Annotated in this window: 17 protein-coding genes and 1 riboswitch; of the genes, 11 read left to right on the top strand and 6 right to left on the bottom strand. The window is 42.7% G+C overall.

The features are described 5' to 3' along the window. Positions 1–29: 29 nt before the first annotated feature. Positions 30–389, top strand: a complete 360-nt coding sequence (gene folB, locus PSF42_RS05535; RefSeq protein WP_125890716.1) for a bifunctional dihydroneopterin aldolase/7,8-dihydroneopterin epimerase — start codon at positions 30–32, stop codon at positions 387–389. A 39-nt stretch (positions 390–428) separates the two neighbouring features. On the opposite strand, the gene PSF42_RS05530 is transcribed toward folB, so the two are convergent. Both PSF42_RS05530 and PSF42_RS05525 read right to left on the bottom strand, forming a co-directional pair. Then, on the bottom strand, positions 429–1,655 hold the full coding sequence (locus PSF42_RS05530) for a multifunctional CCA addition/repair protein (protein ID WP_272679602.1): 1,227 nt from the start codon (positions 1,653–1,655) through the stop codon (positions 429–431). Between the two features lie 14 nt (positions 1,656–1,669). Beyond that, complete coding sequence (locus PSF42_RS05525) at positions 1,670–2,284, bottom strand: TIGR04211 family SH3 domain-containing protein (RefSeq protein ID WP_125890344.1); 615 nt, start codon at positions 2,282–2,284, stop codon at positions 1,670–1,672. A 280-nt stretch (positions 2,285–2,564) separates the two neighbouring features. On the opposite strand from PSF42_RS05525, the gene PSF42_RS05520 reads away from it, so the two are divergent. The 3 genes from PSF42_RS05520 (at position 2,565) to hldE (ending at position 7,906) form a co-directional block, all read left to right on the top strand. Beyond that, a complete protein-coding gene (locus tag PSF42_RS05520) occupies positions 2,565–3,527 on the top strand; it encodes a CYTH domain-containing protein (protein WP_272679601.1) in 963 nt (320 codons plus the stop codon). Positions 3,528–3,539: 12 nt separating this feature from the next. Continuing rightward, on the top strand, positions 3,540–6,386 hold the full coding sequence (gene glnE / locus PSF42_RS05515; protein WP_272679600.1) for a bifunctional [glutamate--ammonia ligase]-adenylyl-L-tyrosine phosphorylase/[glutamate--ammonia-ligase] adenylyltransferase: 2,847 nt from the start codon (positions 3,540–3,542) through the stop codon (positions 6,384–6,386). Positions 6,387–6,478: 92 nt separating this feature from the next. Next, on the top strand, positions 6,479–7,906 hold the full coding sequence (hldE, locus tag PSF42_RS05510) for a bifunctional D-glycero-beta-D-manno-heptose-7-phosphate kinase/D-glycero-beta-D-manno-heptose 1-phosphate adenylyltransferase HldE (protein WP_272679599.1): 1,428 nt from the start codon (positions 6,479–6,481) through the stop codon (positions 7,904–7,906). Positions 7,907–8,015: 109 nt separating this feature from the next. On the opposite strand, the gene ubiK is transcribed toward hldE, so the two are convergent. Next, positions 8,016–8,282 carry a ubiquinone biosynthesis accessory factor UbiK gene (ubiK, locus tag PSF42_RS05505; RefSeq protein WP_125890340.1) on the bottom strand — a complete coding sequence of 89 codons (267 nt, stop codon included), beginning with the start codon at positions 8,280–8,282 and terminating at the stop codon, positions 8,016–8,018. A 232-nt stretch (positions 8,283–8,514) separates the two neighbouring features. Further along, positions 8,515–8,666: riboswitch (FMN riboswitch) on the top strand. 158 nt (positions 8,667–8,824) lie between these two features. Here ubiK and ribB point away from each other — a divergent pair. Both ribB and ygiD read left to right on the top strand, forming a co-directional pair. Beyond that, positions 8,825–9,478 (top strand): 3,4-dihydroxy-2-butanone-4-phosphate synthase, encoded by a 654-nt coding sequence (gene ribB / locus PSF42_RS05500; RefSeq protein ID WP_272679598.1) that lies wholly within the window; start codon positions 8,825–8,827, stop codon positions 9,476–9,478. 238 nt (positions 9,479–9,716) lie between these two features. Then, positions 9,717–10,520: a 4,5-DOPA dioxygenase extradiol gene (gene ygiD, locus PSF42_RS05495; protein WP_185746825.1), complete on the top strand. Its 804-nt coding sequence runs from the start codon at positions 9,717–9,719 to the stop codon at positions 10,518–10,520. 82 nt (positions 10,521–10,602) lie between these two features. Here the strand turns inward: ygiD and PSF42_RS05490 are convergent, their stop codons facing one another. The 3 genes from PSF42_RS05490 to tolC form a co-directional block, all read right to left on the bottom strand. Beyond that, positions 10,603–11,766, bottom strand: a complete 1,164-nt coding sequence (locus PSF42_RS05490) for a glutathionylspermidine synthase family protein (protein ID WP_248466971.1) — start codon at positions 11,764–11,766, stop codon at positions 10,603–10,605. 6 nt (positions 11,767–11,772) lie between these two features. Then, positions 11,773–12,474, bottom strand: coding sequence for a DUF1190 family protein (locus tag PSF42_RS05485; protein WP_125890337.1), 702 nt, complete (start codon positions 12,472–12,474; stop codon positions 11,773–11,775). Positions 12,475–12,873: 399 nt separating this feature from the next. Beyond that, on the bottom strand, positions 12,874–14,262 hold the full coding sequence (tolC, locus tag PSF42_RS05480) for an outer membrane channel protein TolC (RefSeq protein WP_125890336.1): 1,389 nt from the start codon (positions 14,260–14,262) through the stop codon (positions 12,874–12,876). A gap of 305 nt (positions 14,263–14,567) precedes the next feature. Between tolC and nudF the strand changes: the two genes are divergently transcribed. The 5 genes from nudF (at position 14,568) to parC (ending at position 21,051) form a co-directional block, all read left to right on the top strand. After that, positions 14,568–15,206 carry an ADP-ribose diphosphatase gene (gene nudF / locus PSF42_RS05475; RefSeq protein WP_125890335.1) on the top strand — a complete coding sequence of 213 codons (639 nt, stop codon included), beginning with the start codon at positions 14,568–14,570 and terminating at the stop codon, positions 15,204–15,206. 144 nt (positions 15,207–15,350) lie between these two features. After that, the gene (gene cpdA, locus PSF42_RS05470) at positions 15,351–16,190 is read left to right on the top strand and encodes a 3',5'-cyclic-AMP phosphodiesterase (protein ID WP_213913057.1); all 840 of its coding nucleotides are present in this window, start codon (positions 15,351–15,353) and stop codon (positions 16,188–16,190) included. Positions 16,191–16,197: 7 nt separating this feature from the next. After that, entirely contained in the window at positions 16,198–16,779 is a 582-nt protein-coding gene (gene yqiA / locus PSF42_RS05465) for an esterase YqiA (RefSeq protein ID WP_125890333.1), read from the top strand. Between the two features lie 87 nt (positions 16,780–16,866). Then, positions 16,867–18,762 (top strand): DNA topoisomerase IV subunit B, encoded by a 1,896-nt coding sequence (gene parE, locus PSF42_RS05460; protein ID WP_213913055.1) that lies wholly within the window; start codon positions 16,867–16,869, stop codon positions 18,760–18,762. Positions 18,763–18,795: 33 nt separating this feature from the next. Further along, entirely contained in the window at positions 18,796–21,051 is a 2,256-nt protein-coding gene (parC, locus tag PSF42_RS05455) for a DNA topoisomerase IV subunit A (protein WP_213913054.1), read from the top strand. Positions 21,052–21,127 lie beyond the last annotated feature (76 nt).

The following is a 21,127-nucleotide window of genomic DNA, read 5'->3' as shown; positions in this document are numbered from 1 at the left end:
ATTCAGTACATAAATGAGAAAATGACGTGATGGATATCGTATTTATTGAGCAATTATCAGTCATCACCACGATCGGTGTATATGACTGGGAACAAGATATTGAACAGAAACTGGTGCTCGATATCGAAATGGGATGGAATAACAAACGCGCGTCTATGAGCGATAATGTAGAATATTGCTTAGATTATGCCAAAGTTAGTCAGGCTATCCTTGCTCATGTTGGGAATAACAAGTTTGGGTTAGTAGAGCGTGTTGCTGAAGAAGTCGCACAACTACTGATGACTCAATTTGCTAGCCCATGGGTTCGAATTAAGGTGGCTAAGCCGGGAGCTGTGGCGCGAGCCAAACAAGTTGGGGTTATTATCGAAAGAGGCGTGAAAAGCGCTTAAATGATGACTGGCGGTGTTTAGCCGCCAGCGTTATGACCATTAGAACATTTGTTGTTGCCAACTAGCAACGGCTTCAATACGTTGCCGCGTAAGTTCTTGCCGGATCTCAGGGCCTTGAAAACCTTGCTCAATAATGGGTTTGACCTCAACGGATTGTGCTATAGAAAAAGCTTGCCTGAAGTACTGTCCCTGTGGATAGGCTTGCTGTTCAAGGCCTAATCGACCTCTTGCATCCGCCTCGCTGATTAAACTGAGTTGCTCAATACGTTCTGGTTTACGCCAGCTATCAAGCCCATCAAAAATCGCAATGAGCTCATTAGCTGGTAATTTATTGATAATATGTATTTTATCATGGTAACGCGCAGCTAGACGGGCTAAGTCACGAGCCGTAGTTGGTACTTTTAATCTTGCGCAGAGAGTTTCTATTAATGGAATACCTGCTTCACCGTGGTTTGGATGGCTCGGCCAAATATCCAGTGGTGTTAGCGCTTTGCCTAAATCATGGCATAAGGCCGCAAAGCGAATATCTACATTATTAGATAGCTCGGCAATCATTTTCATTACCATTAAAGTATGGACACCGGTATCAATTTCAGGGTGCCATTTTTCAGGGGCAGGAACACCAAATAACGCATCAACTTCAGGAAAAAGTACAGCTAAAGCACCACATTGGCGTAAAACATCAAAATACACCTGTGGAGAATTTGATTTCAGCGCTTTTTCGGTTTCTGTCCAAATGCGTTCGGCGGTGAGGTGAGATAATTCCCCTGTTGTGGCCATTTTTTGCATTAATGCCAATGTTTCAGGCGCAATCGTAAAACCTTGTTCAAAGTAGCGAGCAGCAAATCGCGCAACCCGTAAGACCCGTAAAGGATCTTCAGAAAATGCGTCAGACACATGACGTAAAATACGGTTATTGAGATCGTTTACGCCTTGGAATGGGTCAATAATTTCACCTGATCCACTTTGTGCTATCGCGTTAATTGTTAGATCGCGACGTAGCAAATCATCTTCAATAGTAACATCGGGAGCGCTATAGCAGCTAAAGCCAGTATAGCCGGCACCAGTTTTACGTTCTGTGCGGGCTAAAGCGTATTCTTCATGGGTCTTTGGATGTAGGAATACAGGAAAATCCTTTCCAACTTGTTGAAAACCTTGCGATAGCATTGCCTCGGGTGTTGTGCCAACCACCACATAGTCCCTATCTGAAATAGGTAGCCCAAGAAGTTGGTCACGTACAGCCCCCCCCACGAGATAGACTTTCATGTGAATGGCCTCAATTACATCCAACCATCATTACGCTTTTTACGACGTGGAATGATGTGCGGTAAAATCAAACCTAAAATTAAGCCAACACCGGCAACGCCACCACCATACATAAACCATTGTAAAATCAATTCACGACGGCGATCATCTAAGTTGACTTCAGCAATTTCCAGCTTTTTACCTGATTTAATTAGCTCGTTTTTTAATTTTTCATTCTCAGCTTTCAGCTGGCTGACAATATTGTCATTATCAGCGACTTTTTGCTGCATATCTGCGGTTCGTGTATTCCAAGTGTTGTCAATATTATCGAGTTGCTGACGTAGTTTTTGATTTTCCGCTTCAAGTTCTGGAATGCGGGTTTTCATACTGGGTGTATTACTGAGTTGATCTACAGGTAACCAGACCGTTCTACCCTTTTCATCGCGAACTTGTGCAAATTTGTTATCTGTGGAAAGCAGTTCAACCGCTTCCCCGGCATTGAGCGTACCTACAATACGATATTTTGTGCCTGGTCCACTATGAACGTATGTGGATAAATCATCCGAAACATAACGTTTTTCTGCTGCATATGAATTTAAGGAAAGGCCTAGCCCCATGATTGAAATTAATAATAATGGAATTTTTCGCATGGTATTTACAGTCTTTTGATGGTGAATGAGTTTTATATTATTTGAATACTAATGAGTAAAGTGTAAGGGTGCAAACCCTAAACGCAGATGTATTCACACCCAAAAGGAGAATGAGAACTATCCTAACTGTCTAAATTACCCTTATTTTCACTCTATTTTCAATATAACTCACTGAAAGAAATATGACAGGTAGAATTTTTGATTCCTATGCAGTTTCTTTTCTCAGCTTAGCTCGATTGGGGTAATATGAGTGGAGTGAAATAATTAAATAAGGATATGTATGAGCCACGTAGAGGTTGAACTCAAACTTGCTGCTAAGCACTCGGCAATAGAGGCTGTACGACAGTGTCTATCAACATTGTCTCACCAGTACAGCGAACCAACGAAGTTAACCAATATCTACTTTGATACGGCAAATAAGCAGTTACGTCAGTGGGATATGGGCTTACGTATCCGCGGTTGTGATGGTCGTTATGAAATGACAATGAAAACGGCTGGGCAGGCGATAGGCGGCTTACACCAACGGCCTGAATATAATGTTGACATTGATTCACCTGAGCTTGATTTAGCCGCATTACCTGCTGAAATTTGGCCAGAAGGCACTGATGTTTCACAGCTTCAGTCTGAATTAAATATCCTCTTTAGCACCAATTTTACCCGTGAAAAATGGTTAGTGACTTTTGAAGATAGCGAAATAGAAGTGGTTTTTGACCAAGGTGAAATTTCCTCTGGCGCAAAGAATTTGCCTATTCAAGAGTTTGAACTAGAACTAAAAAAAGGCTTTATTGCTGATGTACTCAATTTAGCGAAGAAATTTGCAGATATCGACGGATTACATTTGTCATCACTTAGCAAAGCTGCACGTGGATATTCCTTGCTATCGCTGCCAAAAGAGCCATTAACTTGTCCAGACTCGCTGTTTGACTACGAAGAGCTGCCCTTAGAAAAGTCATTAATGCATATGCAATTACTTTGCCAGCAGCATGAAGCTTACTGGTTAGAAAATGGAAGTAATGCGCGCCAAGGTTTCAGTGAGTTTTTACGTTTTGTTCAGGCATTTTTAGTGCATTACCAAAATTCAGCGCCTCATTTTATTCATGATACTCCGCTAGAACAATTACGCACAAACATTGCTGATGAATCCATGAGTGCAGAGGATTTTTGCTATAGCAGCCAGTGGTTAAAATGTAAATTAGCCTTTATCCAATGGTTAAGTGCTTTAACCTATCAAGAAGCCCATTAAGGTATTGATAATATGCATGCTTTTCCTGACGTATTGCAAAGCCAAGGTGAACGTGTTTTAAACCGAATTACGGAGCAGGCTCACGAGTTATTGCCGTTAAGTGAACAAGAAATTCAGGTGCTGTCTTTCAGCGATTTTGCACTCAAGCAAGTACTCGCACACCCACAGTTTTTACTTGAAATTCGTTCTCAGCCACCGAAAGCTGATGAATGGAAAAGTTATGCATCATGGTTATCACAAAGTTTGTCGTTAGTTAACAATGAAGAACATTTGATGCGAGTATTGCGCATCTTTCGCCACCATATGTTAGTGCGCTGTGCATGGATGCAAGTGTTAGAAATAAGCACGCAAAAAGAAACGATTTATCAGCTCAGTATATTGGCGGAGACCTTGGTTGTTGCGGCGCGAGATTGGTTGTATCAAGAATATAGTCAGTCATGGGGAACCCCTTGTAATGCAGAAGGAAAACCGCAGCCGCTATTGGTTTTAGGGATGGGAAAGTTAGGGGGCAGAGAGCTTAATTTTTCATCAGATATTGACCTAATTTTTGTTTATCCAGAAAACGGGGTTACCCAAGGTGGCCGAAAAGAGTTAGATAATGCGCAATTTTTTACGCGTTTAGGGCAAAAGTTGATCCGTGTACTTGATCAAGTGACAGAGAATGGTTTTGTTTACCGGGTTGATATGCGCTTACGGCCATTTGGTGATAGCGGGCCGTTAGTTTTTAGTTTTTCCGCACTTGAAGACTATTACCAAGAACAAGGGCGTGATTGGGAACGTTATGCGATGGTGAAAGCTCGCATTATGGGGGCTGATAGCCTGCATTATGAGGCGTGTTTGCGACAGCTTTTGCGTCCTTTCGTTTATCGTCGCTATATCGACTTTAGCGTGATCCAATCTTTGCGCAACATGAAAAATATGATTGAGCGGGAAGTCCGGCGTCGTGGTTTGGTAAATAATATCAAATTAGGGGCTGGAGGTATTCGTGAAGTTGAATTTGTTTCACAGGTTTTTCAGTTAATTCGAGGGGGGCGAGAACCTGTTTTACAGTCGCAATCCTTATTTTCAACATTACAAGGGATCCGAGAACTTGCATTATTAACGGAAGAACAAGTGAATATCCTGCAAGATGGCTACCTTTTCTTGCGTAGAGTCGAAAATTTACTGCAAAGTATCGATGACCAACAGACACAAACACTCCCTGACGATAGTTTAAACCAAACGCGCTTAGCGTGGGGAATGAGCTTTGCGGATTGGCCCGCATTTTATCTGGTTTTGAGCCAGAAAATGGCCGCGGTGCATCAAATATTCACTGAGCAAATAGGCAAGGAAGATGATAGTGAGAACACTGATGCATTCGATGAAATTTATATCACGCTATGGCAAAGTGAATTATCGAAAGAAGAATTAGCCACTTACTTACCCTCTAAAAATGAAGATATTGCCCAACGCATTATTCACGGCATAGTGATGTTCCGTCATGATCTTAATAAACGCACCATTGGCCCTCGGGGGCGAGATGTTCTTGATGAATTAATGCCTAAATTATTGGCAAAAGTCGGTGAACGTGATGATGCAGGCCAAGTCATTGAGCGTATCACCCCCCTGTTATTGAGCATTGTTAGCCGTACAACTTATCTCGAGTTAATGCTCGAATTTGACGAGGTTTTAACTCACGTTATTCGCTTGTGTGCAGCGTCACCTATGATAGCGGAGCAGCTAGCTCGCCACCCATTGTTATTAGATGAATTGCTCGACCCTCAATCATTATACCAGCCGCTACCACTAACGGCTTACCGCGGTGAACTGCGCCAATATTTAATGCGGGTTCCTGAAGATGACGAAGAGCAGCAACTTGAAGCCTTACGTCAATTTAAACAAGCCCAATTGTTGCGCATCGCCGCCGAAGACATTTCGGGGGTTTTACCTGTAATGAAGGTCAGTGACCATCTGACTTACCTTGCTGAAGCGATTATTGATGCAGTGGTACACCAAGCGTGGCAAAAAATGGCAAAACGCTACGGAGAGCCCTCACATCTAGAACTAAATGATAAAAAACAATATGGTTTTGCGGTGTTAGGTTATGGAAAGCTAGGTGGCTGGGAATTGGGTTATAGTTCGGATTTAGACCTCGTTTTTCTCTTCGATTGTCCTTTAGATGTCGTCACCAATGGCGAACGTTCCATTGATGCTCGCCAATTTTATTTGCGTGTCGCTCAGCGCATTATCCATTTGTTTAGTACTCGAACCCCTTCTGGTGTGTTGTATGAAGTTGATGCGCGACTTAGGCCTTCCGGTGAGTCAGGAATGTTAGTCAGTACAATACAATCATTTGATGACTACCAAAAAAACGATGCTTGGACATGGGAACATCAGGCGCTAATTCGAGCCCGAATGGTGTTTGGTGATGAGGATTTACAACGGAAATTTATACACACTCGCCACGAAACTTTGTGTATGCCAAGAGAACCTCAAACTCTGCAGCAGCAAGTGCGCGATATGCGGTTAAAAATGCATCAGCACTTAGGAAGCCATCAAGCCAATGTGTTCGACTTAAAAGCTGATCCAGGTGGGATCACTGATATTGAATTTATCGCGCAATACTTAGTGTTGCGTTTCGCTTCAGAAAACAATGTGTTAACACGTTGGTCTGATAATGTGCGTATTTTCGAACTAATGGCGCAATATGGTTTCATGCCTGAAGATGAGGCGAATGCTTTAACTCAAGCGTATGTCACGATGCGTAATGAACTCCATCACTTAGCATTACAATCGTTGCCAAGCCGCGTTGAAATAAACCAATTTACCCAACAACGTGAACAAGTTTTAGCAAGTTGGCAAAAATGGCTTGAGGAATAGGGAACAAACGCATTTTATTTAGCTAAACAGCGCAATATGCTAGTATTGTTGCTAATTATTATCAGATTTCCTTTTTAAGACTGGAGTGCAGGATGAAAGTAACTCTTCCGGATTATAAACAAGCCGGTGTGCTGGTGGTTGGTGATGTTATGTTAGACCGTTATTGGCATGGTCCTGCAAACCGAATTTCGCCAGAAGCCCCTGTTCCGGTGGTTAAAGTCACGATGGTAGAAGAGCGTCCCGGTGGTGCAGCTAACGTCGCGATGAATATTGCCTCATTAGGGGCAAACTCCCGTCTTGTGGGGTTAACTGGGATTGATGACGCGGCAAAAGCACTGACGGAAAATTTAAATGCGGTGCAGGTGCGGTGTGATTTTGTCGCTATTCCAACCCATCCAACGATTACTAAATTACGCGTACTTTCTCGCAATCAGCAACTTATTCGTCTTGATTTTGAAGAAGGTTTTGAAAACGTGGATGTAGCCCCCGTACTGGAGCGCATAGAACAAGCACTGCCACACATTGGTGCACTAGTGTTGTCTGACTATGCAAAAGGTGCATTAACGCATGTTGAAAAGATGATAGCGCTCGCGAACAAGGCCAATGTTCCCGTTTTGATTGACCCGAAAGGAAACAATTTCGAACGTTACCGCGGGGCAACATTATTGACGCCAAATATGTCTGAGTTTGAAGCGATTGTTGGGCCATGTAAAAACAACCAAGACGTTGAAGAAAAAGGCATGAAGCTGCTTCAGACATTGGAGCTTAAAGCCCTGTTAATTACGCGTTCAGAGCAAGGTATGAGCCTGATCCGCCGTGATGAAGCCCCATTGCATTTACCGACTCAGGCACAAGAAGTGTTTGACGTGACAGGGGCAGGAGACACGGTTATTGGCGTACTGGCTGCGTCTATTGCATCTGGCCGTCCATTACATGAAGCCTGCGCATTGGCCAATGCCGCAGCAGGCGTGGTGGTGGGTAAATTAGGGACTTCAACAGTTTCGCCTATTGAATTAGAAAACGCTATTCGTGGCCGTGCTGACACTGGTTTTGGTGTTATGACGGAAAGTGAATTAAAACAAGCGGTTGAGAATGCAAGACTGCGCGGTGAACGTGTGGTGATGACAAACGGTTGTTTTGATATTCTCCATGCAGGGCATGTGTCTTATTTAGCTAACGCGCGTAAATTGGGTGACCGCCTAATTGTGGCGGTCAATAGCGATGCATCGACGCGCCGCTTAAAGGGGGAAACACGTCCAGTCAACCCATTAGAACAGCGAATGACCGTACTCGGAGCGCTAGGATCCGTTGATTGGGTCGTCGCTTTTGAAGAAGACACTCCGCAACGCTTAATCGCAGAAGTTCTGCCAGACATCTTAGTTAAAGGGGGGGATTACCGCCCTGAAGAAATAGCGGGCAGTGCTGAAGTGTGGGCTGCTGGAGGCGAAGTTAAAGTCCTTAACTTCGAAGATGGTATTTCTACAACCAATATCATTAAAAATATTATGAAAACGAGTTAATTTATCATTATTAATTAATTAGTTAGTTAAAAACCTCACGTGCGTATGTAAAAACGCCGTGAGGTTTTTATTTATCTAAAATTAAAGTGGGGTCACTTTTTCAATTTAATTACTCAGCCGTTTTTTCTTCTACATCTAAATGGGCTTCAAGTGCGCTAACGCGTTGTTCCATCTTCGCTAATTTTTCACGGGTGCGTAATAAGACTTGAGTTTGAATATCAAATTCTTCACGGCTGACTAAGTCTAATTTACCGAGTTGTGATTGTAATAGTGAACGCAGTTTTTTATCAAAATCTTCACCTAAATCACGCACGCCTTGTGGTAAAGCGCCTTGAATTTGGCGGGCAACTTGTTCAATTTTTTTCGGATCGAGCATTTCGCGGGTCCTTAAGTTTATCAAAATATTGTTGTGAATTGTTGGGACTAGTTTAATACCTCTTGCTGCCTTGCGCTAGCTTGAATTATTTAGGGAGAGGTTTAGAACCGATAGTGAAATTAACCTTGATAACTCTAAGTTTTTATTCATGTTTTTTGGCTAAAAGTGTGAGTCGTTCGCCAATTTTGATTATCATCGTTGCGAACTTGAATTATTGGCGTTATATTAATTGCGTATATCTCAGGGCGGGGTGAAAGTCCCCACCGGCGGTAAACATGCATCACGCATGAAGCCCGCGAGCGCTTTACCATTCTGTGGTAAAGGTCAGCAGACCCAGTGTGAATCTGGGGCCGACGGTTATAGTCCGGATGGGAGAGAATTAACAGTATCTGCATGTTTGTGCTGTTACGCACAATAGTGTTCTGCATACCTGAATAGGTAAATGCCTCTTATTGGCTATTTATATATTCACCATTTCTCGTATTCCTAAGACTGCCTTGATTCTGGTAACTAGTTAATAACTATTTAAGAGGTTTTTTACCATGGATCATTCGCTACTTTCTGTATTCGGTAATCCTATCGAACGTGTTGAAAATGCTATCGAGGCTTTACGCCAAGGTAAGGGTGTTCTTGTTCTTGATGATGAAGATCGTGAGAACGAAGGCGATTTAATTTTTGCAGCAGAAACCATGACCGCTGAACAAATGGCATTTACCATTCGTTATAGCAGTGGGATCGTCTGCCTTTGTATCACTGAAGAGCGTCGCAAGCAGCTCGAATTACCGATGATGGTGGAAAATAACACCAGCCAAAACCAAACAGGTTTCACGGTAACTATCGAGGCCGCGAAAGGGGTTACCACGGGCGTTTCCGCAGCGGATCGTATCACCACTATTCGTGCTGCAATCGCAGACAACGCCGTTCCAGCCGACCTAAATCATCCAGGCCACGTTTTCCCATTACGTGGGCGTGATGGCGGGGTATTAGCGCGTCGTGGCCACACTGAAGCGTCTATCGACCTTGCAACTCTAGCGGGTTTTAAACCTGCCGGTGTGCTGTGTGAGTTAACCAATGATGATGGTTCTATGGCTCGCACCCCTGAAGTGGCTGCGTTTGGTAAGCAACATGGTTTGACTGTGGTGACGATTGAAGACTTAGTGCAATACCGTTTGCAGCATGAAAAGAAAGCGAGCTGATCCTCTTAGAGGAAGAGCTCTAGATAGAGGTTTTGATAAGTTTAAATATTAATAAGCTAAGTTATTTAAATTATTAATAGTACGTTAAGCATATAGAATATCTTGAAGGCCACTGAGTTGCACACCTCGTGGCCTTTTCAATTTTTTTGATGATCATACTCATAATTAGCTCACTGTGTTTTTTGCTGAAAAGCGTATGCTGTGGGGAGAAACTAATTGAATTGGAGTTTAAATCATCATGTCGGTAAATACTTCAGTGGTAAAAAATAAGCTTCCTGCCATTTTTATTGGCCATGGTAGCCCTATGAATGCGATTGAGGATAATCCTTACACTCAAGCATGGGAGAAACTGGGTAAAATCTTACCTCGGCCAACTGCGATTTTGGTGATTTCAGCCCACTGGTATACGCGTGGCACTGCTGTGACTTCGATGTTAAAACCCAAAACTATTCATGATTTTGGCGGTTTCCCCGAAGCCTTGTATCAAATCGAATATCCAGCTCCTGGTTCTCCTGAATTAGCTCAGCAAGTTGCTTCATTATTAGCTCCTGAGCCCATTTACCTTGATGAACAAGAGTGGGGATTAGACCATGGTACATGGGAGATCTTAGTGCGTATGTATCCAGAAGCCGATATCCCTGTGATCCAGCTGAGTATCGATGGTAGTAAACCTGCTACTTGGCTCTACGATCTCGGGAAAAAGTTATCGGTTCTACGAGAGGAAGGTGTACTAATTATGGGTAGCGGCAACGTGGTACACAATCTGCGGGCGATGAATTGGCAAAATGCTCATGCCGAGCCGTATCCATGGGCAATATCTTTTGAGAAGTTTGTGTATGACAATCTGCAAAGTCATGAAATTCCCCATCCGCTGACTAAAGGATTGGAACGGGAGGATGGGAAATTATCGAATCCATCACCAGAACATTACTTGCCTATTTTGCCTATTTTAGGGACGTGGGATGGGCGAGAAGAGATCAGCACACCGATTGAAGGAATTGTGTCGGCGTCGTTAAGTATGTTGTCTATTCAGGTAGGATAAATTTTTCGGCAATAGAATGAATTGATAAAAAAGCCCAAATCATATTGCTATGTTTGGGCTGAGCTTTTAATTTTAAATACGATTAATCGATGATCGTATGTGGATAAAAGCGTGATAAGTCTTGAGTGATCAGTTCTTTATCTTCACGAATACAGATCCCTGCAGGTTGATCATTCACCAACCAGCTTCCGACTAAGGTGTAGCTACCTTCAAATTGTGGAAGTGGATGGAATTGTTGAATAATCATACCTTCTTCGCCGTATGGGCCGTCTGCGGCTGCAATTTCCTTGCCATTTTCGATAATACGGATATTGGCACCTTCACGAGAAAATAGTGGCTTAATAACGTATTTTTCGAGTTCTGGCTGGGTTTTGCCATCAGCGAAATAAGCAGGCAGTAAATTTGGGTGATCAGGGAACATTTCCCATAACATCGGCAATAAGGCCTTGTTAGAAATGATGCTCTTCCATGCAGGCTCTAACCAGCGCACGCCAGCGTCTTGCAATTTGGTCGAGAAAATTTCTCTTAGCATAAATTCCCATGGATACAATTTGAACAGGTTACTAATCACCTGATCCTGAGTATCCGAAAACTCGCCTTTTTCACCTAAACCAATTTCATCGATATATAAGAATTCAGTGGCAACCCCCGCTTCATTAGCACAATCTTGTAAATATTGAACGGTACCGCGATCTTCTTCTGTGTCACGGCAACAAGACATATGCAGCAAGCGGAAGCCATACTGATCTTTTAATTGCGTAAAGCGCTCGATCAGCTGCTCTTGAATACTATTAAACTGATCGGCATTTTCAGGTAATTTCCCTGCTTCAATTTGATCTTCTAACCAGATCCATTGGAAAAATGCAGACTCGTATAATGAGGTTGGAGTATCCGCGTTATTTTCTAAAAGCTTAGGAGGGTTAATCCCATCGTAAGCAAGGTCAAGCCTAGAATATAGCGAAGGTTGCTCGCTTTTCCATGAGCTGCGAACAAATTCCCAACAATGTTTAGGGATCTGAAAACGCGCCATTAACTCATCGCTTTCAACAACACGTTCAACCACTTTTAGGCACATTTGATGCAACTGCTCGGTTGCATCTTCGATTTCTTCAATTTGTGCCATCGTGAATTGGTAATACGCGTCTTCTGACCAATAAGGCTCACCATACATAGTGTGAAATTCAAAGCCAAACTCAGAAGCTTTTTCGCGCCAGTTTGGGCGCTCTACTATAGGAACTCGTTTCATTACTTATCAACCACCCATCGAACGGGAAGAGGTTGATTTTGCAGAAGAAGATGAACGTTGTGCCATCGCTTGTTTATTGACGGTGTCACCAAAACCGCCACGAGTCACGGTTGAAGTTGTTGGTGGCTTAGGTGCCATGGCGGTTTTTGGTACGCTCATTGAACGACCACCTGCAACAGCAGGGCCATAGCTTTTACCTGAAGCGTCAACAAATTTACCGTTGGCTGGGCTCGCTGGGTTTTTCGAGCTGAATAATGGTTGTGATGCAGCGCTACCGCCCATCATACGGCCCATCATATAACCCATCATTAATGGCATCCACATACTACCGCCACTGCTTTGTGCTTGGGCGGTTTGTTCACCATTTGTTGAGCTAGTGCCTGCAAGGCCCGCTTGAGCAGGGGCTTGAGTACACATAGATTCACCAAACTCAGCAATACAGTCAGCCTGAGTTTCATATTTAGGTGCAGTTTTAGCAGCTTCTTGTAGTGCATTATTGTAAGCGACGGTGCACTGTTCGGCTTGTGATGGGTTCGCTTGGCTACAATCTTGCGCGTTGGTGTACAGTGATACAGTTTCATCGCTTTCTTCACAAGCGGAAAGCATAAATACGGCACTGACCGCGACAGCCACAGGCGCTAAACGGTATGAACGCCAAGACTTACGGAAGGCGCTCTGATTAATATCTTTGGTACGCTTCATGGTCATGGTAATTACCCTGAATTTAATTAAGTAAGATGTTTTTAGATGTTAGCTCTAGGATAGGGGATAACCGCTGAAAATTAAAGCAGAAATATAGGAGAAATGGGCTGAATTTATCATTTTGATAACTTTCTGCTATTTTTTTCTAATTAGCATGGTATTTATTGAAGAGGAAAATAATATTTTTATTTGATATCAATAAATTAACTACAGGTTATTTTTTGTTCTAAAACGTAGTGAACAGAGTGAGAATTCACTGAATTTGTGCCATAGGATAATGAAAAGGGGTTGTAAGCGGGCCAATTAGTACAAATTCGCAATTCTAACCGATTTACTTGGCTTCCTTCAAAAAATAACCCGCTATATAAGCGGGTCATTATATCATTTTCAAATAAACTAAGAATTTTAGTTCATTTTTGGCGCATTGGTACTACGAATAATACTAGTTGCAGAGGTTGAAATCTCTTTACCTAAGTTCGCATTCAAACGTGCAATATCGTCTTCGTTCAACGTACCACGAGCAAATTCGATATTCAGTTGATTTATCATGTAATCGTAACGAGCATTAGACAGATTTTGTTTCGCTTGGTATAGCGCGGTTGTTGCTGTCAATACGTCAACAATTGTACGAGTTCCTACCTGGTAGCCAGCTTCCATTGCATCCAATGAGCTTTGTGCGGAAACAACGACTTGTTTGTAAGCATTAATACTACTGATTGACGATGATACGTTATTAAATGATGAACGAACTAACTGAACCACATTGCGATAAACGCTTTCTAGTTGTTCGCTCGCACCTTGGAAACCATATTGTGCTTGTTCAACCTGAGAACTGACTGCACCACCAGTATACAGTGGAATGCTTAAATTTAAGCCAATGCTATTTTGTCCATTATAGCTGTTGGTCGCCCCACCACCATATGGCGTGTTATAACCGCTGCCATGCTGATAGGTATTTGCAACGCTAGTAGATGCATCTAAGTTAACCGTTGGCATGTGACCTGTTTCAGCTAAACGGATGTTTTCTCGAGAAACATCTTGTGCTAAACGTGCGCTCAACAGGCTGAGGTTACGCTCTTCGGCTTCTTTTAGGATAGCGTTGATATCGCCCAGCTCATTGGTTTTAAAGCGGTCGATATTTAAAGAAGCGAGTTGGTTGTAGTACACGCCACTGACTTGACGCAGTTTTTCAATCGCATTTTCTAACTCGTTACGGCCTGCAACTTCTTGTGCAATAACGCTATCATAGTTTGCACGGGCGTTTTGCACGTCAGTAATGGCAACAAGGCCCACGTTAAAGCGTTGTGTAACTTGGTCTAATTGGCGATAAACCGCTTCTTTATTTGCTTCAATATAAGATAACGCGTCAATCGCTTTTAAGACGTTAAAATACGCAGTTGCAGTATTTAAAATTAATTGCTGTTGACTTGTTTGATAGGTGACATCGGAAATACCCGCTGTTTTTTCTTGGATAGTCAATTGGCGCCATTTAGACATATCAAACACAACTTGAGTTAGCTTTAATGAAGCATTTAAACCTGTGCTTTCAGTGTTTCTTGCATCGCGGTAACCACTGCCGTAGCTAGCGCCCGCACCTAAACCTAATTGTGGCAATAATGGGCTGCGAGATTCATTAATTTTTTCAAAAGCTTGATTACGTTCAGCTAATGATTTCCTTAATTCAGGATTACTTTCTTTGGATTTTTGGTAAACCTGTAGTAAATCTTCTGCAAAGCTATTGGTACTGAGACCCACAAAACTCATCGAAATTAAAAGGGGAAGCAGTTTCTTCATTTTGATTCCTTGATTAAACAGCAAATTAAGTTGAGTCTGTTGTCTAAAACGTACCATGCCTAACTAGGCGATAGATGTTAAATTATCCGTTTTAGAGACAGTTATTAAAAACAGACACTATGTTGCTCTTTGATTTGAATAATGGCGCTTATTGTAACAGAGTATCACTTCTATTAACGGTAGCCTTTTGTGCCATTTTGTCTCAATTTATTAAACATTACCTCATCTAAGGTTAAAAAACCTCAAAAACTGTTTTAATCCACAATTATTTCCTTAAGATGGAATAATTGAGTTTGGAGAATGAAATGACAAAACAAATAGAGCAGCCAATTAAATACGGCAAAAATGATGTTGAAATTATATCCAAGCGTAAATTATTTAACGGTTTTTTTCAAATGGTTGAATATCAATTTCGTCATCGCCTCTTCGCGGGCGGATGGAGTAAAGAAATTCGCCGTGAAGTTTTTGAGCGGGGCCATGCAGGTGTGGTTTTACCCTATGACCCAAAAACAGATAGCGTTGTTTTAATTGAACAAATTAGGTTACCTGCTATCGAAACGAGTGAAACACCTTGGTTGCTCGAAGCCGTTGCGGGAATGATAGAGCAGAACGAATCACCCGAAGAAGTTATTCGCCGCGAAGCGGTTGAAGAAGCTGGGTTGGTTATTGGTCGAACTGAAAAAGCGCTAAGTTATCTTTCTAGCCCTGGCGGGACAACTGAGCGCATGCATGTATTTATCGGTGAAGCCGATAGTAGCCAAGCGAAAGGTGTGCATGGGCTCGCGTCAGAAAATGAAGATATTCGTGTACATGTGGTCAGCCGAGTACAAGCATATCAATGGGTTGAAGATGGCACTATTGATAATGCCGCGACAGTTATTGCGATTCAATGGTTACAACTCCACTATCAAAAGCTACATGAAAAGTGGATGAAATCGTTTTAAATACCGATTAATCTGGTGAAGTGTGTGCTGATTAGCAGAAAGTTAGAAAGTAAAGTTTTAAGATAGTTGTAAGTGTGTTTAGCTTTTATATAGTTGTAATAAATAGATTAGGTACTAAATAATATTTAAGGAAAAGGAATACTTTTGGACAGCCAGCTTGAAGTGACTGCAAAGAACTCTAAAATTGTGAGAATTTTACAGGTTACTGATACGCATCTTTTCGCTAATACAGAAAATACGCTTTTAGGGGTAAATACTTACAAAAGCTATCAGGCGGTACTTGATGCTATCACTGAGGAAAATCTCCCAATTGACTTAATTGTTGCGACAGGAGATTTAGTTCAAGACCAATCACCACAAGCTTATCAGCATTTTGCGGATGGCATTGCGCGTATCCCTGCTCCTTGTGTATGGCTTCCTGGTAATCATGACTACCCGCCTGCAATGGTAGAAACACTCCGAGTCGCTGGGATTTCAAGTGCTAAACAAATTTTGATTGGTGATGAATGGCAAATCTTGATGCTGGATAGCCAGCTTCAAGATGTACCTCATGGCGAGCTTTCTGAGCAACAGTTAGAGTGGATGAAAGCCAGCTTAGATGCTGAACCTGAGCGTACTACATTGATTATGCTGCATCACCATCCTCTAGCTTCGGGTTGTACTTGGCTTGATCAGCACAGTTTGAGAAATTCACATATTTTAGCTGACTACTTAAAAAACTATTCAAATGTTAAAGCGATGCTATGTGGCCATATTCATCAAGAAATGGATGAAAATTGGCACGGTATTCGGTTGTTAGCAACGCCTTCTACCTGTGTACAGTTTAAGCCTCACTGTACTAATTTTGCGCTAGACACCGTCGCGCCAGGTTGGCGATATTTAGAATTAAGTATTAATGAACAAAGCCAAAGGCATATTACAACCCGCGTTCACCGTTTAGACACAAGGGAGTTTAGCCCTGACCTTGACTCTGACGGTTATTAATTCGCTTATGTCAACTCTACTTTATATTCATGGTTTTAATAGTTCACCTCAATCCGCTAAAGCTAATAGCTTAAAGCAATGGATTGATGAGAATTATCCACATATTAATATGCTTGTACCACAGTTGCCAAATTACCCTCAGCAAGCCCAAGCTATGTTGGATGATATTATCCAACAGCATCAGCATGAAAAAATGGGGTTAGTCGGCTCTTCGCTAGGCGGTTATTTTTCAATTTGGTTTTCAGAGCGTTATCAGCTTCCTGCTGTCGTCGTAAACCCCGCAGTGCGTCCTTTTGATTTACTGCAAGGCTACTTAGGCGACAATACAAACCCATATACTCATGAACAATATGTGTTGGAAGAAAAGCATATCCATGAGCTAAAATCTTTATACATTGAAAGACTAACTTCGCCTCATCTTATTTGGTTGTTACAACAAATGGGTGATGAAGTACTTGATTATCGAGAGGCTGTTGCCTATCTTTCAAAGTGCAAACAAACTGTGGAACCTGACGGTAATCATGCCTTTATTGGTTTTGAATCTTACTTTTCTCAAATTGTTGATTTCCTACAATTGGCAGAGAAATAGTGTCAAAACGTATGAACACTGTTATTATCAACAGTAACTCACTGATTGAATAGTTCAATTAATCACCTATTACCGCAGAATGACAACATGACTCAATCTAGTTATAACGCAGAGGCCATTGAAGTCCTCAGTGGTTTAGAGCCTGTTCGCCGTCGCCCGGGGATGTATACCGACACCAGTCGACCGAACCATTTGGCTCAAGAAGTAATTGATAATAGCGTCGATGAAGCGCTTGCGGGGCACGCGAGCCACATCGAGGTTATTTTACATGCCGATCAATCCCTTGAAGTAATTGATGATGGGCGGGGTATGCCTGTCGATATTCACCCAGAAATGAAAGTGTCAGCGGTTGAGCTGATCTTGGGGCAATTACATGCAGGGGGAAAATTCTCCAATAAAAACTACCAATTCTCAGGTGGTTTACACGGTGTCGGGATTTCTGTTGTCAATGCGTTATCAAAACGTATTGAAGTTACTGTTCGTCGTGATAGCCAAGTGTATCAAATTGCCTTTGAGAACGGCGATAAGGTGGAAGATTTACATGTAATAGGGACTTGTGGCAAACGTAACACAGGGACCAGCGTGCATTTTTGGCCGGATGGCAGCTATTTTGATAGCCCAAGATTTTCAGTAACGCGTTTAACTCATAACTTAAAAGCCAAAGCTGTTTTATGCCCTGGCGTGAAAATCACGTTTAAGGATAAGCTCAACAATACAGAACAAAGTTGGTGCTACAGCGATGGGTTAACCGATTACCTCATGGAGTCAATTGACGGCCTTGAGGCGTTACCACCAAAACCGTTTACAGGTGAATTTTCTGGGGAAACGGAAGCCGCTCAATGGGCACTGCTTTGGTTGCCTGAAGGTGGTGAATTACTCACGGAAAGCTACGTTAACCTTATCCCTACAGCGCAAGGTGGAACCCATGTTAATGGGCTACGCCAAGGGTTGCTTGATGCGATGCGTGAGTTTTGCGAGTTCCGTAATATATTGCCTCGCGGTGTTAAGCTCTCAGCAGATGATATTTGGGAGCGCTGTACCTATGTGCTTTCCGTTAAAATGCAAGATCCACAATTTGCTGGGCAAACCAAAGAGCGCCTGTCTTCTCGTCAATGTGCCGCCTTTGTTTCAGGGGTGGTGAAAGATGCCTTCAGTTTATGGCTTAATCAGAACGTGCAAGTGGCTGAACAGCTTGCAGAAATGGCCATTTCTAGCGCACAACGTAGAATGCGTGCGGCGAAAAAAGTGGTGCGTAAAAAACTCACCAGTGGCCCTGCATTGCCGGGTAAATTGGCCGACTGTAGCTCGCAAGATCTAAGTATGACGGAGCTGTTTCTTGTTGAAGGGGACTCCGCTGGGGGGTCTGCAAAACAAGCGCGTGACCGTGAATATCAAGCTATCATGCCGTTGCGCGGTAAAATCCTCAATACGTGGGAAGTGTCTTCCGATGAGGTTTTAGCCTCCCAAGAGGTGCATGACATCTCTGTGGCTATTGGAATAGACCCTGATAGCGAAGACCTTAGCCAATTGCGCTATGGGAAAATTTGTATCCTTGCGGATGCGGACTCCGATGGCTTACACATTGCGACACTATTATGTGCGTTATTTGTCCGTCATTTCCCAACACTCGTTAAAGCAGGGCATGTCTATATGGCAATGCCACCGCTATACCGCATTGATTTAGGTAAAGAAACGTTTTACGCCCTTGATGAAAGCGAAAAAAATGCTGTGCTTGATCGCCTTAGCCGCAAGCGAGGTAAACCCAATGTTCAGCGCTTTAAAGGGCTGGGTGAAATGAACCCACTGCAATTACGTGAAACCACATTAGATCCAAATACTCGTCGTCTTGTACAGCTAATTATCGATGATGAAAACTACCAACAAACTCTTGCTGTGATGGACATGCTTCTGGCGAAAAAACGTTCGGAAGACCGCCGTAATTGGCTGCAAGAGAAAGGCGATATGGCTGAAATTGATGTCTAATATCCGAATTGCGATGAGAAAGGAACGAATTGAATGAGTGAAATTACTCATGATGGTGTAGAGCGTTTACCGCTACACGCCTTCACTGAAAATGCCTATCTGAACTATTCGATGTACGTCATCATGGATAGGGCATTACCATTTATTGGCGATGGGCTTAAACCTGTTCAGCGCCGTATTGTGTATGCAATGTCAGAACTTGGCTTAAGCAACACTGCGAAATACAAAAAGTCCGCCAGAACGGTGGGCGATGTTCTCGGTAAATATCACCCGCATGGTGATAGCGCTTGTTATGAAGCGATGGTATTGATGGCACAGCCATTTTCTTACCGTTACCCGCTGGTGGATGGCCAAGGGAACTGGGGGGCACCCGATGACCCTAAATCGTTCGCAGCAATGCGTTATACCGAATCACGTTTATCAAAATATGCTGAAGTTTTACTCAGCGAACTTGGCCATGGCACTGTGGATTGGGTACCAAACTTTGATGGTACGCTAAATGAGCCAAAAATGTTGCCTGCGCGTTTGCCGAATATTCTGTTAAACGGAACCACGGGTATTGCGGTTGGGATGGCGACAGATATTCCACCACATAACGCCCGAGAAGTGGCTCAAGCTTTGGTTGCTTTACTGGATAAACCTACGCTAAATCTTGATGACATCATGGCATTTGTGCCGGGACCCGATTTCCCAACGGAAGCAGAAATTATTTCTTCCCGTGATGATATCCGTAAGATTTATCAAAATGGACGCGGTTCTGTACGTATGCGTGCGGTGTGGGAAAAAGAAGATGGTAATGCGGTGATCACGGCATTACCTCATCAAGTTTCAGGTGCAAAAGTACTGGAACAAATTGCCAGCCAAATGCGTGCGAAGAAACTACCGATGGTTGAAGATTTACGTGATGAATCCAACCATGAAAACCCAACACGTTTAGTGATAGTTCCACGTAGTAATCGCGTTGATCTTGAACAAGTGATGACACACTTATTTGCGACAACGGATTTAGAGCGTAGTTACCGCGTTAACCTTAATATGATTGGTTTAGATAACCGACCTGCGGTGAAAGGGCTCGTTGAGATCTTAAATGAGTGGATTGCCTACCGTCGCCAAACTGTGCGTAACCGCTTAAATCATCGGTTAGAAAAAGTATTAAGACGCTTACATATTTTAGATGGTTTATTAATCGCCTACCTGAATATTGATGAAGTCATTGAAATTATTCGTACAGAAGATGAACCAAAAGCGGTTCTCATGTCGCGTTTTAATATTAGTGACACTCAAGCTGAAGCTATTTTAGAGTTAAAATTACGTCATTTAGCCAAACTTGAGGAAATGAAAATTCGTGGCGAGCAAGATGAGTTAGCCAAAGAGCGCGATGACTTACAAGCGATCCTTGGGTCTGAAAGACGTTTAAATACGTTGATTAAAAAAGAGATTCAAGCCGACGCCAAAGATTACGGTGATGACCGTCGCTCCCCACTGCATGAACGCGAAGAAGCGAAAGCCATGAGCGAACATGAGATTTTACCGTCAGAACCAATTACCGTTGTGCTTTCTGATATGGGGTGGGTACGTAGTGCTAAAGGGCATGATATCGAGCCGACTAATCTGAACTATAAAGCAGGAGATGGCTTTAAAGGGGCTGCGCGAGGTAAGTCAAACCAAGCTGCCGTGTTCCTTGATACTACAGGGCGCAGTTACTCTGTTGACCCGCTAGAATTGCCATCTGCACGCAGTCAGGGAGAGCCTTTAACCGGTAAGCTAACCTTGCCACCTGGCGCAACCATTGAACATGTATTAATGGCGCCTGACGACCAAAAATATTTAATGGCTTCGGATGCAGGTTACGGTTTTATTTGTACCTTCAACGACTTAGTCACTAAAAATAAAACAGGTAAAGCCTTAATTTCTTTACCTGAAAATGCAAAAGTATTGGCACCTATTGAATTGCATAATGAGCAAGAAGATTTGCTGTTGGCAATTACCAAAGCAGGGCGTATGTTAATCTTCCCTGTGGCAGATCTACCTCAGCTTTCGAAAGGTAAAGGAAATAAAATTATCAATATTGCCGGCGCACAAGCGGCAACTGGCGATGATTTATTGACTTGGTTGATGATTTTACCTGTAGGGGCATCAATGACCTTGCATTTCGGTAAGCGGAAGCTGAAGTTTAAAGCGGAAGACTTACAAAAATATCGCTCAGAACGTGGCCGTAAAGGGACATCGTTACCGCGCGGAATGCACAATATTGAGCGTATTGATATTGAGCCAGTAGATAGTGAATAATTAGTAAAGAAAAGCCTTATAAACCTTTTGAGTTATAGACTTCAAAAGGTTTATAAGCAGGTTATATTCATCATGG

The organism is Providencia sp. PROV032, assembly GCF_028484875.1.
Classification (GTDB): domain Bacteria; phylum Pseudomonadota; class Gammaproteobacteria; order Enterobacterales; family Enterobacteriaceae; genus Providencia; species Providencia rettgeri_E.
This window is presented reverse-complemented; position numbering and strand designations above follow the sequence as displayed.